This window comes from Streptomyces rapamycinicus NRRL 5491 (genome assembly GCF_024298965.1).
Classification (GTDB): Bacteria; Actinomycetota; Actinomycetes; order Streptomycetales; family Streptomycetaceae; genus Streptomyces; species Streptomyces rapamycinicus.
The window spans coordinates 9,516,042-9,541,197 of the sequence record NZ_CP085193.1; the positions used below are offsets into that span (position 1 = coordinate 9,516,042).

Sequence of the window (25,156 nt, forward strand, 5' to 3'; positions counted from 1 at the left end):
ATGCCAGTTGCTGAACGACTTCCTGCGAGGGATGACGTGATCGCGGTCATCGGCATGTCATGCCGTCTGCCCAAGGCACCGGACCTCGGTGCCTTCTGGCAGCTCCTCCGCAGCGGCGGCGACGCGATCACGCGAGTGCCGGCGGACCGGGAGCAGATCGGCCGGCCGCGGGCGGGCGAAGCCCTGCCCGGCACCTCCTTCGGCGGCTACCTGGAGAGCGTCGACCGCTTCGACGCCGAGTTCTTCGGCATCTCCCCCCGAGAAGCCACCGCGATGGATCCTCAGCAGCGGCTGGTGCTCGAACTGAGCTGGGAGGCGTTCGAGGACGTCGGCATCGTGCCGGGCACCGTCCGCGGCGACCGGATCGGCGTCTTCGTTGGAGCGAACCGCGACGACTACGCCGCACTGCTGCGCGGGCGCGGCACGGACGCGACAACGGCGCACAGCAACACCGGCCTCCAGCGCGGCATGATCGCCAACCGGGTGTCCTACGCACTCGGACTGAGCGGTCCGAGCATGACGGTGGACACCGCCCAGTCGTCCTCGCTGGTCGCCGTCCACCTGGCGTGCGAGAGCCTGCGCCACGGGGAGTGCACCAGCGCGCTGGTCGGCGGGGTCAAGCTCAGCATCAGCCAGGAGACGGCGGCCGAGGAAGCGAAGTTCGGCGGCCTCTCGCCGGACGGACGCTGCTTCACGTTCGACTCGCGCGCCAACGGCTACGCGCGCGGCGAGGGCGGCGGCGTGCTCGTCCTCAAGCCCCTGTCGAGCGCGTTGGCCGCCGGTGATCCCGTGTACTGCGTGATCCGCGGCAGCGCCGTCAACAGCGACGGCGCCAGCGACGGTCTCACCGTCCCGAGCAGCGCGGCGCAGGAAGCGGTCATCAGGCGCGCCCACCAGCTTGCGGGCCTTCAGCCGGCGGACGTGCAGTACGTCGAGCTGCACGGCACCGGGACCCGGGTCGGCGACCCGGTCGAGGCGGCGGCGCTCGGGGCCGCGCTGGGACGGGACCGCCGCGAGCACGGCCCGCTGGCCGTCGGCTCGGTCAAGACGAACATCGGCCACCTGGAGTCCGCGGCGGGAATCGCCGGTTTCCTCAAGGTCGCGTTGGCCATCCGCGGGCGCGAGATCCCGGCCAGCCTGAACTTCCGTGAGCCGAACCCGCAGATCCCGCTCGACGAGCTGAACCTGCGGGTCCAGACCCGGACCACGCCCTGGCCGCAGGCCGACCGGCCGCTCGTCGCCGGGGTCAGTTCCTTCGGGATGGGCGGCACCAACTGCCACGTGGTGGTCGGCGAGGCGCCCGTCCTCGAACGGTCGGCGACACCTGAGCCCGGGGCGGAGCCGGAGTCTGCCTCGGAGTCGGGGGTGGAGTCTGCGGGTCCGGTGGCGTGGGTGTTGTCGGCGCGTTCTGATGTGGCGTTGGCTGCGCAGGCGGGTCGGTTGGCGGAGTTCGTTGTGGCTCGTCCGGAGGTGTCGGTTCGGGATGTGGCGTTCTCGTTGGCCGCGACCCGGACGACGGGGTTTGCGCATCGCTTGGTGGTGGTGGGTGGGGGTCGTGATCGGCTTTTGGAGGGTTTGAGGGCGGTGGCTGCTGCTGGTGTGGGTGGGGTGGTGCCGGGTGTGGTGTCCGGTGTTGCTGGTGGTGGTGGGGTTGCGGTGGTGTTTTCGGGTCAGGGTTCGCAGCGTGTGGGGATGGGTCTTGGGTTGTATGAGGTGTTTCCGGTGTTTGCTGAGGCGTTTGATGAGGTGTGTGGGGAGTTCGAGGGGTTGTTGCCGGGGTCTTTGCGTGAGGTGATCGCGGCTGGTGGTGCGGGGTTGGATCGGACGGTGTTTGCGCAGGCGGGGTTGTTCGCGGTGCAGGTGGGCTTGTTCCGGTTGTGGTCGTCGTGGGGTGTGGTGCCGCAGTGTGTGGCGGGTCATTCGATCGGTGAGGTGACGGCTGCGTATGTGGCGGGGGTGTGGGATCTGGCGGATGCGTGTGCGGTGGTGGCGGCGCGGGGTCGTCTGATGCAGGCGTTGCCGGCGGGTGGGGCGATGGCGGTGTTGGATGCGTCGTGGGCGCAGGCGGATGGGTTGGTTGCCGGGCGGTCGGGTGTGGCGGTTGCGGCGGTCAACGGTGTGCGTCAGACGGTGATTTCGGGTGTTGAGTCCGTGGTGGAGGAGTTGGCCGGGGTGTGGTGTGAGGGTGGTGGGAGGGCGCGTCGGCTGCGGGTGAGTCATGCGTTCCATTCGCCGTTGATGGATCCGATGTTGGAGGAGTTCGGGGCGGTTTTGGAGGGGGTGGTCTGTCGTGAGCCGCAGATTGCCATGGTGTTGGGGACGCCGGGTGCGGATGTGACGGATCCGGCGTATTGGGTGTCGCATGTGCGGGAGACGGTCCGCCACCACGATGTGGTGCAGGCGATACGGGCTCAGGGTGTCGAGGTCTTCGCCGAACTGGGCCCGGACGGTGCGCTGTCGGCGATGGACGACGATGGCAGCGCGATATGGATTCCGGCGCTGCGCGAGGGCCAGGACGAACCCGAGACCGCACTACGCGCGCTCGCCGGTCTCTACACATCTGGTGTCGAGGTCGACTGGGCCGCGGTAACGGCTGCCGGCGCCAGCAAGGTCGCGCTGCCGACGTATCCGTTCCAGCACCAGCACTACTGGCCCGAGGCGGTGGCCGCCGTCGATCACGACGGCGACTTGACCGATGGTGCGTTCTGGCGGGCGATCGAGAGCAACGACGCCGAGGCGCTCGCCGGGGTACTCGGCCCGACCGCCGAGCGATCGGTGGTCGAATCGCTGCTGCAGGCGCTCTCCGGTCTGCGACAACGTCAGCGCGTTCGTGCGAAGTTCGACTCGCAGCTGTACCGCGTGGCGTGGGAACCGGTGACCGCGGACATGCGGCCGGCGGTCAGTGGCAGCTGGCTGGTCCTCGTCCCTCCGGGGTTCCCTGATGAGGGGGTTGCCGCCGAGGTGCTGGAGGCGTTGTCCGCCGGTGGCGGCGTGGTCCACCGTCTTCAGGCCGACCCGTCGCAGGTCGGTGCCTTGATGGCTGAGCGTTACCCCGAGGCCGTCGGCGTGGTCTCCTTCCTGCCCCCGGGAGAGCCGGTCGCCGACGGCGTCCCGGTGTGGAACGCCACGGTCGAGGCAGTACCCGCCGAGCCGGCCGACCGGCCCGGCGACCCGCGGCAGTCCGTGATCTGGGACCGGCCGTCGATGGCGGGCGGCCGCGGCGGATGTCTTGACCTGCCCCGAACCTGGGACGCCACCACCCGAGGCCTGCTGCGTGCCGTGCTCGGCGGCCAGTACAGCGAGGATCGGCTGGCACTGCGCACGGCGGGAGTGTTCGCCAGGAAGGTGCGCGTCGCACCCGTCGACGCCGACACGTCGCGGCCGCCGTGGCAGCCGAAGGGCAAGGTTCTGCTGGCCGGTGACGACAGCGGCCCGCTCGGCGCGGTACTCACCCGATGGCTGACCGCCGCGGGCGCCGAGGTCGTCCGGGGAACGGACCTGCCGCCGGACGCCGGCGCGGTCGTCTGCCTGCCGGACGACCAGGCCGGGGCACGGTCCATCGAGGCGCTGCTCCACCTGCACGACCAGACGGTCGACCGCGAGCTGTCGGCGTTCGTCGTGATCTCCCATGCCGGCGCCCATCTCGGGATCGAGCAGGACGCGGACAAGCGTGCCTACGGTGCCTTCGCCGATGCCCTGGTGAGCGTGCGCCGGGCAGCCGGCCGCGTGGCCACCTTCATCGCCTGGCACGGTGCCGGCACCCGAGCCGTCGACGGCCTGCGTCACACCGATCCGGACGATCTGGCCGACGTACTTGCCTGGACCGTGGGACACGACCACGCATCCGTCGTCATCGCGGACCTCACGGATGAGCTGCGCTCCACCATCCTGAGCGGATCACGTCATGAGGTGACGCCCGATCAGCACGAAGGCGCCCTGGCCATCGGCTCGTCGGGGGCGGACGGCGAACGTCAGCTCGCCCGTCTGGTCCTGACTCTTGCCGCCGAGGTACTCGGTCACGACGGGCCGCAGGACGTCGACGCCGACCGGAGCTTCCGCGAGCAGGGCTTCGACTCCTACAGCGCGGTCGACCTCCGCAACCGGTTGAAGTCCGCCACTGCACTGCAGTTGCCCCCCACCGTCCTGTTCGACCATCCGACACCGACAGCGCTGGTGGCCTACCTGCGGTCGCAGCTGACCGGCGAGCGAGAGGTTCTGCGGGAAACGCCTGCCGCTGTTGCGCGGATGCAGGAACCGGTGGTGATCGTCGGAATGGGCTGCCGGTACCCCGGCGGGGTCGAGGACCCCGAGGGTTTCTGGCAGTTGATCGTCGCAGGGACCGACGCGATCTCGGAGTTCCCGACGAACCGGGGCTGGGACGTGGAGCGCTTGGACGGCGCCGATCCCGGTGCCGCGGGCGCGGCCTTCGCCCGGGTGGGTGGGTTCCTGGAGGGTGCCGGTGATTTCGATGCGGAGTTCTTCGGGATCAGTCCGCGTGAGGCGTTGGGGATGGACCCGCAGCAGCGACTGCTTTTGGAGACGTGTTGGGAGGCGCTGGAGGACGCGGGCATCACCCCGGGTTCACTGCGGGGCACCGACACGGGCGTCTACGCGGGCATCACCGCGCTGGGATACCGGGTCGGCGAGCCGGACGGCGCTGGCGGCTTCGGGATAACGGGGACCACGGCGAGTGTGGCGTCCGGCCGGGTGGCGTACGCGCTGGGCTTGCAGGGCCCTGCGGTGTCGATCGACACGGCGTGTTCCTCGTCGCTGACGGCGATTCACCTGGCGGCGCAGGCGCTGCGGTCCGGGGAATGCGGGATCGCGCTGGCCGGTGGCGTCACCGTGATGCCCAATCCGGAGATGTTCACGGAGTTCGCGCGGCAGCGGGGGTTGGCTGCCGATGGGCGGTGTAAGCCGTTCGCTGAGGCCGCTGATGGCACCGGGTGGGGCGAGGGCGTCGGTGTCCTGGTGTTGGAGCGGTTGTCGGATGCGCGTGAGCGTGGGCACCGGGTGTTGGCGGTGGTTGCGGGTAGTGCGGTGAACCAGGATGGTGCGAGTAATGGTTTGTCGGCGCCGAATGGTCCGTCGCAGCAGCGGGTGATTCGGGCGGCGTTGGCGAGTGCGGGGTTGCAGTCGGCTGACGTTGATGTGGTGGAGGCGCACGGTACCGGTACGGCGTTGGGTGACCCGATTGAGGCGCAGGCGCTGTTGGCGACTTATGGGCAGGGTCGGCCGGAGGGTCGGCCGTTGCTGTTGGGTTCGGTGAAGTCGAATATCGGTCACACGCAGGCGGCTGCTGGGGTGGCGGGTGTGATCAAGATGGTGCAGGCGATGCGGCACGGGATGCTGCCGCAGACGTTGCACGTGGATGCCCCGTCCTCGCATGTGGACTGGTCGACCGGGGCGGTGGAGCTGCTCAGCACGGCGCGGGAGTGGCCGGCGGGTTCCGGTCCGCGACGTGCGGGTGTCTCGGGCTTCGGGATCAGCGGCACCAACGTCCACGTCATCCTTGAGCAGCCTGCCCACGAGGAGTTGGAGCCGGTCTCGGAGTTGGGGCCGGTGTCTGCGGGTTCGGTGGCGTGGGTGGTGTCGGCGCGGTCGGGTGCGGCGTTGGCCGGGCAGGCGGGTCGGCTGGCGGAGTTCGTGGCGGCTCGTCCGGAGGTAGCGGCCAAGGATGTGGCGTTCTCGTTGGCCGCGACCCGGACGACGGGGTTTGCGCATCGCCTGGCGGTGATCGGTCAGGACCGTGAGCAGCTGCTGGAGAGCCTGGGCGCGGTCGCGGCGGGCCAGGAGGCTCCGGGTGTGGTGACTGGGAGTGTTGGTTCGGCGTCGGTGTCGCGGCCGGTGTTTGTGTTTGCGGGTCAGGGTGCGCAGTGGGTCGGGATGGGTCTGCAACTGTGGGATGAGGAGCCGGTGTTCGCGGCGGTGATGGAGCGCTGCGCGGCGGCCTTGGAGCCGTTCGTCGACTGGCAACTGCGTGATGTGTTGGGCGATGCGGAGTTGTTGGCGCGGGTGGATGTGGTTCAGCCGGCGTCGTGGGCGGTAGCGGTCAGCCTTGCCGGGCTCTGGCGGGCGTATGGAGTCGAACCCGCCGCGGTGGCGGGTCACAGTCAGGGTGAGATCGCTGCGGCGTGTGTCTCCGGAGGCCTGTCCTTGGAGGACGGTGCGCGGGTCGTCGCTTTGCGCAGCCGGGCGTTGGCGGGTCTGGCGGGTACGGGCGGGATGGTGTCGGTGCCCGCTGGTCTGGATGAGGTGGGGGAGTGGATCTCCCGCTGGGGTGAGGACCTGTCGGTCGCGGCGGTGAACGGCCCCCGGCAGGTCGTGGTGGCCGGTGCCGCCAGCGCGTGCGCGGAGTTCGTGGACGCCTACGGCGATCGCGGGGCGCGCCGCATCGCCGTGGACTACGCCTCGCACACGGCGCACGTCGAAGCCGTCCAGGACCGTTTGGCCGAGGACCTGGCGGGGGTGTCCCCGGTTTCTGGTTCGGTGCCGTTCTACTCCACGCTTGAGGCGCGTGTGCTGGACACCGCCGAGTTGGACGGCGGGTACTGGTTCCGGAACCTGCGTGAGCCGGTGCGGTTCGGTGAGGTCATTGCCGGGCTGGCGGCGGAGGGTCACCGGGTGTTCGTGGAGGTCAGTCCGCATCCGGTGCTGGGCTTGGCGATCGTGCAGGCGGGTGAGGACCTGGTCGCGGCGGGCACGTTGCAGCGCGGCGATGGTGGCCATGCTCGATGGCTGACGGCGCTGGCCGGTGCGTACACGGCCGGTGTTGAAGTGGACTGGGCCGTGGTGACCGCCGATGAGGGTCGGGCGGTGAAGGTCGCGCTGCCGACGTATCCGTTCCAGCGCCAGCACTACTGGCCGAAGGCTGTGGCCGGTCGCGGGGATGCTCCGTCGATCGGCTTGGAGCGGGCTGGACATCCGTTGTTGGCGGCTGCGGTGTGGCTGGCCGAGGGCGACGGGCTGGTGCTGACGGGTCGCCTGTCGCTGGCCGCTATGCCGTGGCTGGCCGACCACACCGTCCACGGCACCGTCCTGCTCGCCGGTACGGCCTTCGTGGACCTGGCGATCCACGCCGGAGATTTGGCCGGGTGCGGTGTCCTAGAGGAGTTGACGCTCCAGGAGCCGTTGCTTCTGCCTAGCTCCGGTGGCGTGCAGCTTCAGGTCCACGTCGGCGACAGCGACGACGACAGCACTCGCCGAACCGTCACCGTCTCCTCCCGTGAAGGGGAGGGCGAATGGGTCCGGCACGCGGTCGGCTTGCTGGCCCCGGCCGGCAGTGAGCCTGCCCCGGCCCCGCTGGATGTTTGGCCTCCGGTCGGCGCGGAGCTGGTTCCGGTCGATGACGCTTACGAGATGCTCGCCGAGCGTGGTTACGGCTACGGGCCGGCGTTCCAGGGCCTGCGTCAGGTCTGGCGCGCCGGGGACACCGTCTACGCCGAGGTCGAGCTGCCCGAGGTCATCGACTCCGATGTGGCCGGGTTCGGTCTGCATCCCGCTCTGCTCGACGCTGCTCTGCATGGTCTGCTGGCCGTCGGCGCCAGCAGTGGCAGTGGCGGGACGGAGCTGCCGTTCGCATGGTCGGGGGTGCAACTGCTTGCGAGCGGTGCCCGCCAACTGCGAGTGGCGTTCGCTCCCGAGCCGGGTGGAGTCTCGGTCACCGCGTTCGACGGTGTGGGCGAACCCGTCTTGCGGGCACGGTCGTTGGCGATGCGTGAGGCTTCAGCTGGTCAGTTCGCTGGTTCCGGTCGGCAGGTTCGGCAGTCGCTGTTCACGGTGGACTGGGTTCCGCTGACGGCGCCTCAGCTCTCTGACGCCGTGGTGCGGTGGGTGCGGCATGGCGAGCCCGTGGTGGCGCCGGTTGTTGTTGCCGCGGTTCCGGCCGCTCTCTCCGGAGCTTCGGCGCCGCAGGCGGCTCAGCTGGCTGCCGCGACGGTGTTGGGTTGGGTGCAGCAGTGGCTGGCCGATCCCGAGACCGACGGTTCGCGGTTGGTGATCTGGACCCGGGGTGTGGCTGCCGGGCAGGATCTGGCGGGGGCTGCGGTGGTGGGCCTGGTTCGTTCTGCGCAGTCCGAGCACCCGGGCCGGCTGCTGCTGGTCGACGTCGACCCGGCGGCTGACTTGGACCCCGGTCGCGACGCTGACGTGGACACCGTCCTAGTCGTGGCGCTGGGTGCCGATGAGCCCGAGGTCCGCGTGCGTCCCGCTACTGACGGCGGGGGAGTCGCGGCGTTCGGTCGACGGCTGGTCCGGGCCGGAGCGTCCGGGGAACTGGTGTTGCCCGGTGGTACGGGCTGGCGAGTCGAGGTCACCCGGCCTGGCGACTTGAGCAGTACCGCTGTGATCGATGCTCCCGAGGCGGACGCGGCGCTTCTGGCGGGTCAGGTGCGGGTGGGGCTGCGTGCGGCGGGCGTGAACTTCCGCGACGTGGTCGCCGGTCTGGGAATGGTCTCCGACGGCCGGGTCCTTGGCCTGGAGGCCGCTGGGGTCGTGCTGGAGACCGGTCCCGGGGTGGACGGTCTGACCGTCGGTCAGTCGGTGATGGGTTTGGTGACGGGTTGGGGTCCGGTCGGGGTTGTCGACAGTCGGCTGCTTGCCCCGATCCCGCAGGGTTGGTCGTTCCAGCAGGCCGCAGCGGTGCCGGTGACATTTCTGACGGCGTTCTACGGGCTGCGGGATCTGGCCCAGGCCCAGCCCGGCCAGCGGGTCCTCATCCATGCCGGGACCGGTGGTGTGGGCACGGCGGCGGTGCAGCTGGCCAAGGAATGGGGGCTTGAGGTTTTCGCGACCGCGAGTCCGGCCAAGCAGCACGCGCTGCGCGCGATGGGTGTGGAGGAGAGCCACATCGCCTCGACCCGTGATCTCGCTTTCTGTGAGCGGTTCCTGGCCGTGACCGGTGGCGAGGGCATGGACGTGGTGGTCAACGCGCTGGCCGGGGAGTTCACGGATGCGTCGCTGCGGCTGTTGCCGCGGGGCGGCCGGTTCGTGGAGATGGGTAAGACGGACATCCGCAACCCCGAGCAGGTCGCCGAGTCCCACCCGGGAGTCGTCTACCGGGCGTTCGATCTGATGGACGCCGGTGTGCCGCGGGTCGCGGAGATGTTGGCCGAGCTGGGGGCGATGTTCGAGGCGGGGACGCTGACTCCGCCGCCGGTGACGTGCTTCGAGCTGTCGCAGGCGGTGGCGGCGCTGCGGTACCTCCAGGCAGCCCGGCACACCGGCAAGGTCGTGCTGAACGTCCCGGCCGATTGGGACCCGCACGGCACGGTGCTGGTCACGGGTGGCACCGGCGCGCTGGGTGGGGAGTTGGCCCGGCACCTGGTGGATGTCCGTGGCATGCGGCACCTGGTTCTGATGTCGCGGCGGGGTCCGGCGGCGCCGGGAGTCGCGCACCTGGTCGTCGAGTTGGCGGCCTCCGGGGCGAGTGTTCGCGTGCAGGCGGGCGATGCCGCCGACCGGGACGCCCTCGCCTCGGTCCTGGCCAGGATCGCGGGTGAGCGTCCGCTGACGGCGGTGGTGCATGCCGCCGGTGTGATCGACGACGCGACGGTGGAGTCGTTGACGCCCGAGCGGATGGCGAAGGTGCTGGCGGCGAAGGCGGATGCGGCGTGGAACGTGCACGAGCTGACCGAAGACGCGGGCCTGGCCGGCTTCGTCCTCTACTCCTCGGCCATGGCCGCCCTGGGTAGTCCGGGCCAAGGCAGTTACGCCGCCGCCAACGCGTTCCTGGACGCACTGGCCGCATACCGTCGCGACCGGCACCTGGCCGGCCAGTCGTTGGCGTGGGGGTTGTGGGCCCAGGCCTCGGAGATGACCGGGCATCTGGATGGTGCTGACCTGTCCCGGCTGCGCCGCGGTGGCGTTCAACCGCTGTCGACGGAGCAGGGTCTGGCGCTGTTCGAGGCCGCTACCGCGTTGGGCGCGCCCTTGGCGGTCCCTGCCCGACTGGACTTGGCCGCGTGGTCGCGTGCCGGGGGGCCGGTGCCTCCGTTGCTGCGCGGTCTGGTTACGGGTGGTGTCTCCGTGCGCCGGTCCGCGGCTGTGGCTGCGGTCGGTGGTGGTCTGGCGGCCCGGTTGGCCGCGCTTCCGCCCGCCGATCGCGAGCAGGAGGTCCTGCAGACCGTCCGGGCCGCTGCCGCCGTCATCCTGGGCCACGCCAGCCCTGGGGAGATCGACTCCCAGCGGGCCTTCCGCGAGATGGGCATCGATTCGCTGACCGGGCTGGAGCTGCGCAACCGGCTGGCGGCCGAGACGGGCCTGAGCCTGCCCGCCACCCTCGTCTTCGACCACCCCGTCCCGCAGGAACTCGCTCGGTATCTGGTCGCAGAGGCATGCGGAACCGACGGAGTGGCCGCCGTATCTGCCGTATCGGCGGTCCGCGTCGGTAGCGACGAGCCGGTGGCGATCGTCGGTATAGGGTGTCGGTTCCCGGGCGGGGCGGAGGATCCGGAGGGCTTCTGGCAGATGGTCGTCGGAGGCTCCGACGCGATGTCGGGCTTCCCGATGGATCGCGGTTGGGAGACGCCAGGCCTGTCCGAGTCCGGTGATGCGGGACCGACGTATGCCCGGGTGGGCGGCTTCCTGGACAGCGCCGGCGATTTCGATGCGGAGTTCTTCGGGATCAGTCCGCGTGAGGCGTTGGGGATGGACCCGCAGCAGCGACTGCTTTTGGAGACGTGTTGGGAGGCGCTGGAGGACGCGGGCATCACCCCGGGTTCACTGCGGGGCACCGACACCGGCGTCTACGCAGGAATCATCACATCGGAGTACCGGGTCGGTGAGCAGGACGGCGCGAGCGGCTACGGGATCACGGGAACCCATGCGAGTGTGGCCACGGGCCGGGTGGCGTACTCGCTGGGGTTGCAGGGGCCTGCCGTCTCGATCGACACGGCGTGTTCCTCGTCGCTGACGGCGATTCACCTTGCGGCGCAGGCGTTGCGGTCCGGTGAGTGCGGAATCGCGCTGGCCGGTGGCGTCATGGTGATGGCCTCGCCTGGGACATACACGGAGTTCGCGTTGCAGCGGGGGCTTGCTGCTGACGGCCGGTGCAAGCCGTTCGCGGAGGCTGCTGATGGCACCGGGTGGGGCGAAGGCGTCGGGATGGTGGTGCTGGAGCGGTTGTCCGTTGCCCGTGAGCGTGGGCACCGGGTGTTGGCGGTGGTTGCGGGTAGTGCGGTGAACCAGGATGGTGCGAGTAATGGTTTGTCGGCGCCGAATGGTCCGTCGCAGCAGCGTGTGATTCGGGCGGCGTTGGCGAGTGCGGGGTTGCAGCCGGGCGATGTCGATGTGGTGGAGGCGCACGGTACGGGTACGGCGTTGGGTGACCCGATTGAGGCGCAGGCGTTGCTGGCGACTTATGGGCAGGGTCGGCCGGAGGGTCGGCCGTTGCTGTTGGGTTCGGTGAAGTCGAACATCGGTCACACGCAGGCGGCTGCTGGTGTGGCGGGTGTGATCAAGATGGTGCAGGCGATGCGGCACGGGATGCTGCCGCAGACGTTGCATGTGGATGCTCCGTCCTCGCATGTGGACTGGTCGGCCGGGGCAGTGGAGCTGCTGACCGAGTCGCGGGAGTGGCCGGCGGGTTCCGGTCCGCGTCGGGCTGGTGTGTCGGCGTTCGGGATCAGCGGCACCAACGTTCACCTGATCCTGGAACAGCCCGCGCAGGATGCGTCTGTTCAGGACGCGTCTGCGCTGGACGCCCCCGTTCTGGATGGGTTGGTGTCTGCGGGTTCGGTGGCGTGGGTGGTGTCGGCGCGGTCGGCTGCGGCGTTGGCCGGGCAGGCGGGTCGGCTGGCGGAGTTCGTGGCGGCCCGCCCGGACGTTTCGGTTCGGGATGTTGCGTTCTCGTTGGCCGCAACCCGGACCACAGGATTTGCGCACCGCCTAGCGGTGGTTGGTCGGGACCGTGAGCAGCTGCTGGAGAGCCTGGGTGCGGTCACAACGGGCCAGGAAGCACCGGGTGTGGTGACTGGGGTTGCTGGTTCGGCGGTGCGGCCGGTGTTTGTGTTTGCGGGTCAGGGTGCGCAGTGGGTCGGGATGGGTCTGCAACTGTGGGATGAGGAGCCGGTGTTCGCGGCGGCGATGGAGCGCTGCGCGGCGGCCTTGGAGCCCTTTGTGGACTGGCAGTTGCGTGATGTGCTCGCGGATGCGGGATTGTTGGCGCGGGTGGATGTGGTTCAGTCGGCGTCGTGGGCGGTAGCGGTCAGCCTGGCCGGGTTGTGGCGCGCGTATGGCGTGGAGCCTGCGGCGGTGGCGGGTCACAGTCAGGGTGAGATCGCGGCGGCGTGTGTCGCCGGCGGGTTGTCTTTGGAGGACGGTGCGCGGGTTGTGGCGTTGCGCAGCCGGGCGTTGGCGGGGCTTGCGGGTACGGGCGGGATGGTGTCGGTCCCGGCTGGGTTGGATGAGGTGTTGGAGTGGATCTCCCGCTGGGGCGTGGACTTGTCGGTCGCGGCCGTCAACGGCCCCCGGCAGGTCGTAGTGGCCGGTGCCGCCAGCGCGTGTGCGGAGTTCGTGGACGCCTACGGCGATCGCGGTGCGCGGCGGATCGCGGTGGACTACGCCTCCCACACCGCGCACGTCGAAGCCGTCCAGGACCGTTTGGCCGGGGATCTGGCGGGGGTGTCCCCGGTTTCTGGTTCGGTGCCGTTCTACTCCACGCTCGAGGCCCGTGTGCTGGACACCGCCGAGTTGGACGGCGGGTACTGGTTCCGCAATCTGCGTCGGACGGTGCGGTTCGGTGAGGTCATCGCCGCGCTGGCGGCAGAGGGCCACCGGGTGTTCGTGGAGGTCAGTCCGCATCCTGTGTTGGGCCTGGCGACTGCGCAGGCGGGCGAGGACCTGGTCGCGACCGGCACGTTGCAGCGTGGCGATGGCGGCCGTGCTCGGTGGTTGACGGCACTGGCCGGTGCTTACGCCGCCGGTGTCGAGGTCGACTGGGCCGCGGCGACGGCCGATGGTGGTCGGGCGGTGAAGGTTGGGCTGCCGACGTATCCCTTCCAGCGGGAGCGTTACTGGCCGAAGGCCGTCGTTGGTCGTGGAGATGCTTCGTCGGCTGGGCAGGAGCGGGTCGGGCATCCGTTGTTGGCGGCTGCGGTGTGGCTGGCCGAGGGCGACGGGCTCGTGATGACGGGCCGTCTATCGCTGGCGGCGATGCAGTGGCTGGCCGACCACACCGTCCACGGCACGGTGCTGCTGCCCGGTACCGCCTTCGTGGACCTGGCGGTCCACGCCGGAGACCTTGCTGGTTGTGGTGTCCTGGAGGAGCTGACGCTCCAGGAGCCGCTGGTCCTGCCGGGTCAGGGCGGCGTGCAGTTGCAGGTCCGCGTCAGCGACGGCAGTAGTGGTCGGCACACGGTCACGGTTTCTTCCCGTGAAGGGGAGGGCGAGTGGGTGCGGCACGCGGTCGGCGTGCTGGCGGCCCCGGTCGACAGTGAGCCGGCTCCGGCTCCGTTGGGTGCGTGGCCCCCGGCGGGTGCGGAGTCGGTTCCGGTCGATGACGCCTACGAGAGGTTCGCCCAGCGTGGTTACGGCTACGGGCCGGCGTTCCAGGGTCTGCGTCAGGTCTGGCGCGCCGGGGACACCGTTTATGCCGAGGTCGAGCTGCCCGAGGTCATCGACTCCGATGTGGCCGGGTTCGGCCTGCATCCCGCTCTCCTTGATGCTGCTCTGCACGGTCTGCTGGCTGCCGGTGATGGTGGCGGTGGGACGGAGCTGCCGTTCGCGTGGTCGGGGGTGCAACTGCTGGCGAGCGGTGCCCGCCAGTTGCGAGTGGCGTTCGCTTTCGAGCCGGGTGGAGTCTCGATAGCGGCGTTCGACGGTGTGGGTGCACCCGTCTTGCGGGCGCGGTCGTTGGTGCTGCGTGAGGCCTCGGCCGGTCAGCTCACCAGCTCCGGTCGGCAGGCGCGGCAGTCGCTGTTCACCGTGGACTGGGTCCCGCTGCCGCAGGTCCCGGCCGCCCCGGTGCAGTGGGTGCGGCACGGCGAGTCGGTCGGGTCCGTGGTGGCGCCGGTTGTTGTTGCTGCGGTTCCGGCTGCCCCGGCGGGGATGTCGGCGCCGCGGGCGGCTCAGCTGGCTGCCGCGAGGGTGCTGGGTTGGGTGCAGCAGTGGCTGGCCGATCCCGGGACGGACGATTCGCGGTTGGTGGTCTGGACCCGGGGCGCGGCCGCCGGCCGGGACCTGGCGGGCGCGGCGGTGGCGGGTCTGGTTCGTTCGGCGCAGTCCGAGCACCCAGGTCGGCTGGTCCTGGTCGATGTTGACCCGTCAGCCGGCCTCGATCCGACCCACGACGCCGATGTGGACGCTGTCCTGGCTGTGGCATTGGATGCCGATGAGCCCGAGGTCCGCATCCGACCCGAGGCCGGAGGAATCGCGGCGTTCGGTCGGCGGTTGGTCCGGGCCAGTGAGTTGGCCTTGCCGGGTGGTTCGGGTTGGCGGGTGGAGGTGACCCGGCCTGGTGACCTGGGCAGTGTCGCTGTGATCGATGCTCCCGAGGCGGGTGCGGCGTTGTCGGCGGGTCAGGTGCGGGTGGGTCTGCGTGCGGCGGGCGTGAACTTCCATGACGTCGTCGGCGGGCTGGGGATGGTCGTGGATGGCCGGGTCCTGGGTATGGAAGGTGCCGGGGTTGTCCTGGAGATCGGTCCCGGGGTGGACGGCCTGACCGTTGGCCAGTCGGTGATGGGTCTGGTGTCGGGTTGGGGTCCGGTCGGGGTTGTCGACGGCAGGCTGCTTGCCCCGATCCCGCGGGGTTGGTCGTTCCAGCAGGCCGCATCGGTCTCGGCAGGGTTCCTGACAGCGTTCTACGCATTGCGGGATCTGGCCCAGGCCCAGCCCGGTCAGCGTGTGCTCATCCATGCCGGGACCGGTGGCGTGGGCACGGCCGCGGTGCAGCTGGCAAAGATGTGGGGTTTGGAGGTTTTCGCGACTGCCAGCCCGGCCAAGCAGCCCGCGCTGCGAGCCATGGGCGTGGCGGAGAGCCACATCGCCTCGACCCGCGATCTCACCTTCTGCGAGCGGTTCCTGGCCGTCACGGGTGGCGAGGGCATGGACGTGGTCGTCAATGCCCTGGCCGGGGAGTTCACGGACGCCTCCCTTCGTTTGTTGCCGCGCGGCGGCCGGTTCGTGGAGATGGGCAAGACCGACATCCGCAACCCCGAGCAAATCGCCGAGTCCCACCCCGAGGTCGTCTACCAGGCGTTCGACCTGATGGACGCGGGAGAGCCGCGGGTGGCGGAGATGCTGTCCGAGCTGGGGGCGATGTTCGAGGCTGGGACGCTGGTCCCGCCGCCGGTGACGTGCTTCGAGCTGTCGCAGGCCGTGGCGGCGCTGCGCCACCTCCAGACCGCCCGCCACATTGGCAAGGTCGTGGTGAACGTCCCGGCTCAGTGGGACCCGCAGGGCACGGTGCTGGTCACGGGCGGTACCGGGACGCTGGGTGGGGAACTGGCCCGGCACCTGGTGGACGTACGCGGGATGAAACACCTGGCGCTGTTGTCGCGGCGGGGTCCGGCGGCGCCGGGAGTGGCCCGCCTGGTGGCCGAGTTGGCGGCCTCGGGTGCGAGTGTGCGGGTGCAGGCGGGCGACGCCGCCGACCGCAGCGCCCTGATGTCGGTGTTGGCGCGGCTTCAGGTTGAGCGTCCGTTGACGGCGGTGGTGCATGCCGCTGGTGTGATCGACGACGTGACGGTGGAGTCGTTGACGCCTGAGCGGATGGCGCCGGTGCTGGCCGCCAAGGCCGACGCGGCCTGGAACCTGCACGAGTTGACCGAGCGCGCGGGCCTGGCCGGCTTCGTCCTCTACTCCTCGGCCGCAGCCATCGTGGGTAATCCGGGACAGGCCGGCTATGCCGCCGCGAACGCGTTCCTGGACGCGCTGGCCGCCTATCGTCGCGACCGGCACCTGACCGGTCAGTCGCTGGCGTGGGGGCTGTGGGCCCAGACCTCGGAGATGACCGGGCACCTCAACGGCACTGGGTTGTCCCGCCTGCGCCGTGGCGGTATCCAGCCGATGGCGACAGGGCAGGGCTTGGCGCTGTTCGAGGCCGCTACCGCGTTGGGTGCGCCGTTGGTGGTCCCGGCCCGACTCGACTTGGCCGCGCTGTCGCGTGCTGGCGGGCCGGTGCCCGCGCTGCTGCGGGGTCTGGCCGTCGGCGCTCGTGCCCGTCCGTCCGCGTCCGCGGCTGCGGTCGTGGGCGGTCTGGCGGCGCGGTTGGCCGCGTTCAGTCCCGCTGAGCGTGAGCATGACGTCGTGGAGGTCGTTCGGGCCGCTGCGGCGGTTGTTCTGGGTCACAGTCGCTCTGGGGACGTCGATCCTCAGCGGGCGTTCCGGGACATGGGCATCGACTCGCTGACCGGTCTGGAGCTGCGCAACCGGCTGGCGGCCGAGACGGGCCTGAGCCTGCCCGCCACCTTGGTCTTCGACCAGCCGACACCGTTGGAGGTTGCCCGGTTCCTGGTGGCCGAGGCCTGCGGGCCGGAGGAGCCTGTCGGCGAGAGCGCCGTGCCGGTGGTCCGTGTTGGCACGGATGAGCCGGTGGCGATCGTCGGTATGGGGTGCCGGTTCCCGGGCGGAGTGGAGGATCCGGAGGGCTTCTGGCAGTTGATCGCCGCAGGGACCGATGCGATGTCGGGCTTCCCGGTGAACCGAGGCTGGGAGACGCCCGACCTGGCCGAGTCCGGTGGCGAGGGCACCGCTTTCGCCCGGGTGGGTGGGTTCCTGGACGGCGCTGGTGAGTTCGATGCGGAGTTCTTCGGGATCAGTCCACGTGAGGCGTTGGGGATGGACCCGCAGCAGCGACTGCTTTTGGAGACGTGTTGGGAGGCGCTGGAAGACGCGGGCATCACCCCGGGTTCGCTGCGTGGCTCCGACACGGGTGTCTACGCCGGGGTCATCGCGTCGGGTTACCAGCTCGGTGAGCGGGACGGTGCCGGCGGTTTCGGCCTGACCGGGACGACGGCGAGTGTGGCGTCGGGCCGGGTGGCGTACTCGCTGGGGTTGCAGGGTCCGGCGGTGTCGGTGGACACGGCGTGTTCGTCCTCGCTGACGGCCATTCACCTCGCGGCGCAGGCGTTGCGGTCCGGTGAGTGTGGGATAGCCCTGGCCGGCGGGGTCATGGTGATGGTCTCGCCCGGGACATACACGGAGTTCGCGCGGCAGCGAGGTCTGGCCGCCGACGGGCGGTGCAAGCCGTTCGCGGAGGCTGCTGATGGCACCGGGTGGGGTGAGGGCGTCGGCGTCCTGGTCCTGGAGCGGCTGTCCGACGCTCGCCGGCTTGGGCACCGGGTGTTGGCGGTGGTTGCGGGTAGTGCGGTGAACCAGGATGGTGCGAGTAATGGTTTGTCGGCGCCGAATGGTCCGTCGCAGCAGCGGGTGATTCGGGCGGCGTTGGCGAGTGCGGGGTTGCAGCCGGGCGATGTCGATGTGGTGGAGGCGCACGGTACGGGTACGGCGTTGGGTGATCCGATCGAGGCGCAGGCGCTGTTGGCGACTTATGGGCAGGGTCGGCCGGAGGGTCGGCCGTTGCTGTTGGGGTCGGTGAAGTCGAACGTCGGTCACACGCAGGCGGCTGCGGGTGTCGCGGGTGTGATCAAGATGGTGCAGGCGATGCGGCACGGGATGCTGCCGCAGACGCTGCACGTGGATGCCCCGTCCTCGCATGTGGACTGGTCGGCTGGAGCGGTGGAGCTGCTCAGCACGGCGCGGGAGTGGCCAGCGGGTTCCGGTCCGCGGCGTGCGGGTGTGTCGGCCTTTGGGATCAGCGGCACCAATGTGCACCTGATTCTTGAGGAGCCTGCTCAGGATGCCTCTGTCCAAGTTGAAATGGAGCCTGGGTCGGGGCTGGAGTCTGCGGGTTCGGTGGCGTGGGTGGTGTCGGCGCGGTCGGCTGCGGCGTTGGCCGGGCAGGCGGGTCGGCTGGCGGAGTTCGTGGCGGCGCGTCCGGAGGTAGCGGCCAAGGATGTGGCGTTCTCGTTGGCCGCAACCCGGACGACGGGCTTCTCGCACCGTCTGGCGGTGATCGGGGATGAGCGCGACCAACTGGTGGCGGGTCTGGCTGCCGTTGCAACGGGTCAGGAGGCTCCGGGTGTGGTGACCGGGGTTGCTGGTTCGGCGTCGGTGTTGCGGCCGGTGTTTGTGTTTGCGGGTCAGGGTGCGCAGTGGGTCGGGATGGGTCTGCAACTGTGGGATGAGGAGCCGGTGTTCGCGGCGGCGATGGAGCGCTGCGCGGCGGCCTTGGCGCCGTTTGTGGACTGGCAGTTGCGTGATGTGTTGGGCGATGCGGGATTGTTGGCGCGGGTGGATGTGGTTCAGCCGGCGTCGTGGGCGGTAGCGGTCAGCTTGGCTGAGCTCTGGCGGGCGTATGGCGTGGAGCCTGCGGCGGTGGCGGGTCACAGTCAGGGGGAGATCGCGGCGGCGTGCGTCGCCGGCGGGTTGTCTTTGGAGGATGGCGCGCGGGTTGTGGCGTTGCGCAGCCGGGCGTTGGCGGGGCTTGCGGGCACGGGCGGGATGGTGTCGGTGCCCGCCGGTCTGGATGAGGTGGGGGAGTGGGTCTCCCGCTGGGGTGAGGACTTGTCGGTCGCGGCGGTGAACGGTCCCCGGCAGGTGGTGGTGGCCGGTGCCGCGAGCGCGTGCGCGGAGTTCGTGGACGCCTACGCGGATCGGGGGGCGCGGCGGATCGCGGTGGACTACGCCTCCCACACCGCGCACGTCGAAGCGGTCAAGGAGCGTCTTGCCGAGGACCTGGCCGCAGTGGTTGCCGGCAGCAGTGCGGTGCCGTTCTACTCCACGCTTGAGGCGCGTGTGCTGGACACCGCCGAGTTGGACGGCGGGTACTGGTTCCGGAACCTGCGTGAGCCGGTGCGGTTCGGTGAGGTCGTTGCCGCGCTCGCGGCGGAGGGTCACCGGGTGTTTGTGGAGGTCAGTCCGCATCCGGTGCTGGGTTTGGCGATCGCGCAGGCGGGTGAGGACCTGGTCGCGGCGGGCACGTTGCAGCGCGGCGATGGTGGCCATGCTCGATGGCTGACGGCGCTGGCCGGTGCGTACACGGCCGGTGTCGAGGTCGACTGGGCCGTGGTGACCGCCGATGAGGGTCGGGCGGTGAAGGTCGCGCTGCCGACGTATCCGTTCCAGCGCCAGCACTACTGGCCGAACGCTGTGGCCGGTCGCGGGGATGCTCCGTCGATCGGCTTGGAGCGGGCTGGACATCCGTTGTTGGCGGCTGCGGTGTGGCTGGCCGAGGGCGACGGGCTCGTGCTGACGGGGCGTCTGTCGCTGGCCGCGATGCCGTGGCTGGCCGACCACGCGGTCCACGGCACGGTTCTGCTGCCCGGTACGGCGTTTGTGGACCTGGCGATCCACGCCGGGGACCTGGCCGGTTGCGGAATGTTGGAGGAGTTGACGCTCCAGGAACCGCTGATCCTCTCCGGCCAGGGCGGCGTTCAGCTCCAGGTCCACGTCGGCGACAGCGACGACGACAGCGGTCGCCGAACCGTCACGATCTCCTCCCGCGACGGAGCCGGCGAGTGGGTGCGACACGCGGTCGGCGTGCTCGCCCCGGTCGGCAGTGAGCCGCCCCCCGCTCCGCTGCCGGCCTGGCCTCCGGCGGGTGCGGAGCCGGTTCCGGTCGACGACGCCTACGCGACGCTCGCCGAGCGTGGTTACGGCTACGGTCCGGCGTTCCAGGGCTTGCGCCGGGTCTGGCTGGCTGGAGACACCGTCTACGCCGAGGCCGAGCTACCCGAGGTCATCGACTCCGATGTGGCCGGGTTCGGTCTGCATCCGGCTCTGCTCGATGCCGCCCTGCACGGTCTGCTGGTCGCCAGTGATGGTGGTACTGGGACGGGACTGCCGTTCGCCTGGTCGGGGGTGCGGCTGCTGGCCGGCGGCGCCCGACACCTGCGAGTGGTCTTGGCCCGTGACTCTGGCGGCGTCTCGGTGACGGCGTTCGACGCTGTCGGTCAGCCGGTCCTACACGCGCGATCGTTGGCGCTGCGTGAGATCCCGGCTGGTCAGTTCGCCGGGTCGGGCCGACACGTACGGCAGTCGCTGTTCACCGTCGACTGGGTCCCGCTTCTCCAGGTCCCGGCCGCCGTGGTGCCGTGGGTGCGACACGGCGAGTCGGTCGGCTCCGAGAGTCCTCCGGTGGTGGTGGCGGTGGTTCCGGCTGCCGGGCCCGGGGCGTCGGCGCCGCAGGCGGCTCAGCTGGCTGCCGCGACGGTGTTGGGTTGGGTGCAGCAGTGGCTGGCCGATCCCGGGACGGACGATTCGCGGTTGGTGGTCTGGACCCAGGGCGCGGCCGCCGGACAGGACCTGGCGGGCGCTGCGGTGGCGGGCCTGGTCCGCTCGGCCCAGTCCGAGCACCCCGGCCGCCTCCTGCTGGTCGACGTCGACCCGTCAACCGGCCTGGACCCGGACCGTGACGCCGACGTGGACACCGTCCTGGCTGTGGCACTGGAAGCCGGCGAGCCTGAGGTCTGCGTCCGTCCCGCTGCTGACGGCGGGGGTGTCGTGGCGTTCGGGCGGCGGCTGGTCCGAGCCGGCACGGAGGAGCCCGGGACCGCGCCCGCCGAGTGGGATGCGCAGGGCACGGTGCTCGTCACGGGTGGAACGGGCACGCTGGGTGGGGAGTTGGCCCGCCACTTGGTGGATGCCCGTGGCATGCGGCACCTGGTGCTGATGTCGCGGCGCGGCCCGGCCGCGCCGGGGGCGGCCCGCCTGGTCGTGGAGTTGGCACGGTCGGGCGCGGAGGTTCGGGTGCAGGCCGGCGATGCCGCCGACCGTGACGTCCTCGCCTCGGTGTTGGCCAGGATCGCGACGGATCGGCCGTTGACCGCCGTGGTGCATGCCGCCGGTGTGATCGACGACGTGACGGTGGAGTCGCTGACGCCCGAGCGGATGGCGACGGTGCTGGCCGCCAAGGCCGACGCGGCCTGGAACCTGCACGAGCTGACCGAGGGCGCGGGCCTGGCGGGCTTCGTGCTCTACTCCTCGGCAGCTTCCATCCTGGGGAGCCCCGGCCAAGGAAGTTACTCCGCCGCCAACGCGTTCCTGGACGCGCTGGCCACCCAGCGTCGCGACCGGCAGTTGGCCGGCCAGTCGCTTGCCTGGGGGCTGTGGGCTCAGGCGTCGGAGATGACCGGGCACCTCGACGGAACCGGTCTGTCCCGCCTGCGTCGTGGCGGCATCCAGCCGATGACGACCGGTCAGGGCCTGGCGCTGTTCGAGGCCGCCGCCGCGCTGGGCGCCCCCTTGGCGGTCCCGGCCCGACTGGACCTGGCCGCGCTGTCGCGTGCCGGGGGGCCGTTGCCTCCGCTGCTGCGCGGCCTGGTCGCCGGTGTCTCCGCACGTCCGACCGCAGCTGTGGCCGAGGCTGCGGCCGGCTTGGCGGCCAGGTGGGCGGCCCGGTTGGCGGCGCTCAGTCCCGCAGAGCGTGAGCAGGAGGTCCTGCAGATCGTCCGGGCCGCTGTCGCTGTCGTCATGGGCCATGCCGACCCCGGGGACGTCGATCCGCAGCGTGCCTTCCGTGAGATGGGCATCGACTCCCTGACCGCGCTGGAGCTCCGCAACCGGCTGTCGGCCGAGACGGGCCTGAGCCTGCCCGCCACCCTGGTCTTCGACTACCCGACACCGGCCGCGGTCGCCGAGTACCTGCGGCCGGGAATGGTCGCCGACGGCGAGTCGGGGACGGCCCCGATGATCGCCGAGCTCAGCCAGCTCGAATCCCGTCTCCTGAACCTGGCGGCAACATGCGAGGCGCCCGACGGAATCACGAGGATCCTGCGCGGAATGCTGTCCAAATGGATGGATGCGCAGGGCGAGGTCCAATCGGCGGCCGAGTCCGATGACGCTTCCATAGAGTTTGATTCAGCTACTCCTGATGAAGTATTTGATTTCCTTGACAAAGAATTCCGATTGCATGAGTCGGAACCGGATGACTTTGATCGACGAGTCGATGAGGAAGCCCTTTAATGGAGAATCAGGAAAAGCTCTTCGACTACCTGAAGAAGACGTCGGCTGAACTCGTCCAGATGCGCAAGCGCCTCAGGCACATGGAAGCACGCGAGCATGAGCCGGTGGCGATCGTGGGTATGGGGTGCCGGTTCCCGGGCGGGGTCGAGGACCCGGAGGGCTTCTGGCAGCTGATCGCCGGAGGCACCGACGCGATGTCGGGATTCCCGGTTGATCGCGACTGGAACCTGGAACGCCTGGACGGCTCCGACCCCGGCGACGAGAGCACCTCCTTCGCCCGGGTGGGTGGGTTCCTTGACGGCGCTGGTGGGTTCGATGCGGAGTTCTTCGGGATCAGTCCGCGTGAGGCGTTGGGGATGGATCCGCAGCAGCGGTTGCTTTTGGAGACGTGTTGGGAGGCGCTGGAGGACGCGGGGATCGAGCCGGGTTCGCTGAAGGGCACCGACACGGGTGTCTACGCCGGCATCATCGCCTCGGGCTACCAGGCCGGGGAACAAACTGGCGCCGACGGTTATGTGATGACCGGGACTGCCGCGAGTGTGGCGTCGGGCCGGGTGGCGTACTCGCTGGGTCTGCAGGGGCCTGCGGTGTCGGTGGACACCGCGTGCTCGTCGTCGCTGATGGCGATTCACCTTGCGGCGCAGGCACTGCGGTCCGGGGAATGCGGGATCGCGCTCGCGGGTGGCGTCACGGTGATGGCCACCCCGGAGACTTTCGTGGAGTTCGCGCGGCAGCGGGGGTTGGCTGCCGATGGGCGGTGCAAGCCGTTCGCGGAGGCTGCTGATGGCACCGGGTGGGGTGAGGGTGTCGGTGTCCTGGTGTTGGAGCGGTTGTCGGATGCGCGTGAGCGTGGGCACCGGGTGTTGGCGGTGGTTGCGGGTAGTGCGGTGAACCAGGATGGTGCGAGTAATGGTTTGTCGGCGCCGAATGGTCCGTCGCAGCAGCGTGTGATTCGGGCGGCGTTGGCGAGTGCGGGGTTGCAGCCGGGCGATGTCGATGTGGTGGAGGCGCACGGTACTGGTACGGCGTTGGGTGACCCGATTGAGGCGCAGGCGCTGTTGGCGACTTATGGGCAGGGTCGGCCGGAGGGTCGGCCGTTGCTGTTGGGTTCGGTGAAGTCGAACATCGGTCACACGCAGGCGGCTGCTGGTGTCGCGGGCGTGATCAAGATGGTGCAGGCGATGCGGCACGGGATGCTGCCGCAGACGCTGCACGTGGATGCCCCGTCCTCGCATGTGGACTGGTCGGCCGGGGCGGTGGAGCTGCTCAGCACGGCGCGGGAGTGGCCAGCGGGTTCCGGTCCGCGGCGGGCTGGTGTGTCGGCGTTCGGGATCAGCGGCACCAACGTGCACCTGATCCTTGAAGAGCTCACCCTGAACGTCCCTGCGCTGGACGGTTCTGGCGACGGCGGAGAGGCCCTGGAGGCCACTGCCCAGGACGTGTCTGCGGTGGACGCCCCTGTTCTGGATGGGTTGGTGTCTGCGGGTTCGGTGGCGTGGGTGTTGTCGGCGCGTTCTGATGTGGCGTTGGCCGGGCAGGCGGGTCGGTTGGCGGAGTTCGTTGTGGCTCGTCCGGAGGTGTCGGTTCGGGATGTGGCGTTCTCGTTGGCCGCGACCCGGACGACGGGGTTTGCGCATCGCTTGGTGGTGGTGGGTGGGGGTCGTGAGCAGTTGTTGGAGAGCTTGGGTGGGGTTGCGGGGGGTGGGGTGGTGCCGGGTGTGGTGTCCGGTGTTGCTGGTGGTGGTGGGGTTGCGGTGGTGTTTTCGGGTCAGGGTTCGCAGCGTGTGGGGATGGGTCTTGGGTTGTATGAGGTGTTTCCGGTGTTTGCTGAGGCGTTTGATGAGGTGTGTGGGGAGTTCGAGGGGTTGTTGCCGGGGTCTTTGCGTGAGGTGATCGCGGCTGGTGGTGCGGGGTTGGATCGGACGGTGTTTGCGCAGGCGGGGTTGTTCGCGGTGCAGGTGGGCTTGTTCCGGTTGTGGTCGTCGTGGGGTGTGGTGCCGCAGTGTGTGGCGGGTCATTCGATCGGTGAGGTGACGGCTGCGTATGTGGCGGGGGTGTGGGATCTGGCGGATGCGTGTGCGGTGGTGGCGGCGCGGGGTCGTCTGATGCAGGCGTTGCCGGCGGGTGGGGCGATGGCGGTGTTGGATGCGTCGTGGGCGCAGGCGGATGGGTTGGTTGCCGGGCGGTCGGGTGTGGCGGTTGCGGCGGTCAACGGTGTGCGTCAGACGGTGATTTCGGGTGTTGAGTCCGTGGTGGAGGAGTTGGCCGGGGTGTGGTGTGAGGGTGGTGGGAGGGCGCGTCGGCTGCGGGTGAGTCATGCGTTCCATTCGCCGTTGATGGATCCGATGTTGGAGGAGTTCGGGGCGGTTTTGGAGGGGGTGGTCTGTCGTGAGCCGCAGATTGCCATGGTGTTGGGGACGCCGGGTGCGGATGTGACGGATCCGGCGTATTGGGTGTCGCATGTGCGGGAGACGGTCCGCCACCACGATGTGGTGCAGGCGATACGGGCTCAGGGTGTCGGGGTCTTCGCCGAACTGGGCCCGGACGGTGCGCTGTCGGCGATGGACGACGATGGCAGCGCGATATGGATTCCGGCGCTGCGCGAGGGCCAGGACGAACCCGAGACCGCACTACGCGCGCTCGCCGGCCTCTACACATCTGGTGTCGAGGTCGACTGGGCCGCGGTAACGGCTGCCGGCGCCAGCAAGGTCGCGCTGCCGACGTATCCGTTCCAGCACCAGCACTACTGGCCCAAGGCCTTCACCACTCGTGGGGATGTTTCGTCGGCTGGGCAGCAGCAGAGCGGGCATCCGTTGTTGGCCGCTGCGGTGTGGCTGGCCGAGGGCGACGGGCTCGTGCTGACGGGCCGTCTGTCGCTGGCCGCGATGCCGTGGCTCGGCGACCACACCGTCCACGGCACCGTTTTGCTGCCCGGCACGGCGTTCGTGGACCTGGCGATCCACGCCGGAGATCTGGCCGGTTGCGGGACGCTGGAGGAACTGACGCTCCAGGAACCGCTGATCCTTCCCGGCTCCGGTGGTGTCCAGCTCCAGGTCCACGTCGGCGACAGCGACAGTGGTCGGCGAACGGTCACCGTCTCCTCCCGTGAAGGCGAGGGCGAGTGGGTCCGGAACGCGGTCGGTGTGCTGGCCACAGCCGATCGGGAGACGGCCCCCACTCCGCTGGATGTTTG

2 protein-coding genes (1 of these 2 running past the window's edge) are annotated in these 25,156 nt (G+C 70.1%); both read left to right on the forward strand.

Annotation, left to right across the window (positions count from 1 at the left end; all coding sequences use genetic code 11):
* Entirely contained in the window at positions 1 to 21,963 is a 21,963-nt protein-coding gene (locus LIV37_RS40150) for an SDR family NAD(P)-dependent oxidoreductase (protein WP_476718416.1), read from the forward strand.
* Positions 21,963 to 25,156: the beginning of a type I polyketide synthase gene (locus LIV37_RS40155; protein WP_254807145.1), read on the forward strand. 21,682 nt of this gene lie beyond the right edge of the window; 3,194 of the gene's 24,876 nt are visible here — the first part of the coding sequence; the start codon lies at positions 21,963 to 21,965; its stop codon lies beyond the right edge, outside the window. The genes LIV37_RS40150 and LIV37_RS40155 overlap by 1 nt, the downstream gene beginning before the upstream one ends.

Excerpts from the sequence above, each read along its gene's own strand:
- LIV37_RS40150 (WP_476718416.1), top strand. The coding sequence starts at position 1 with ATGCCAGTTGCTGAACGACTTCCTGCGAGGGATGACGTGATCGCGGTC.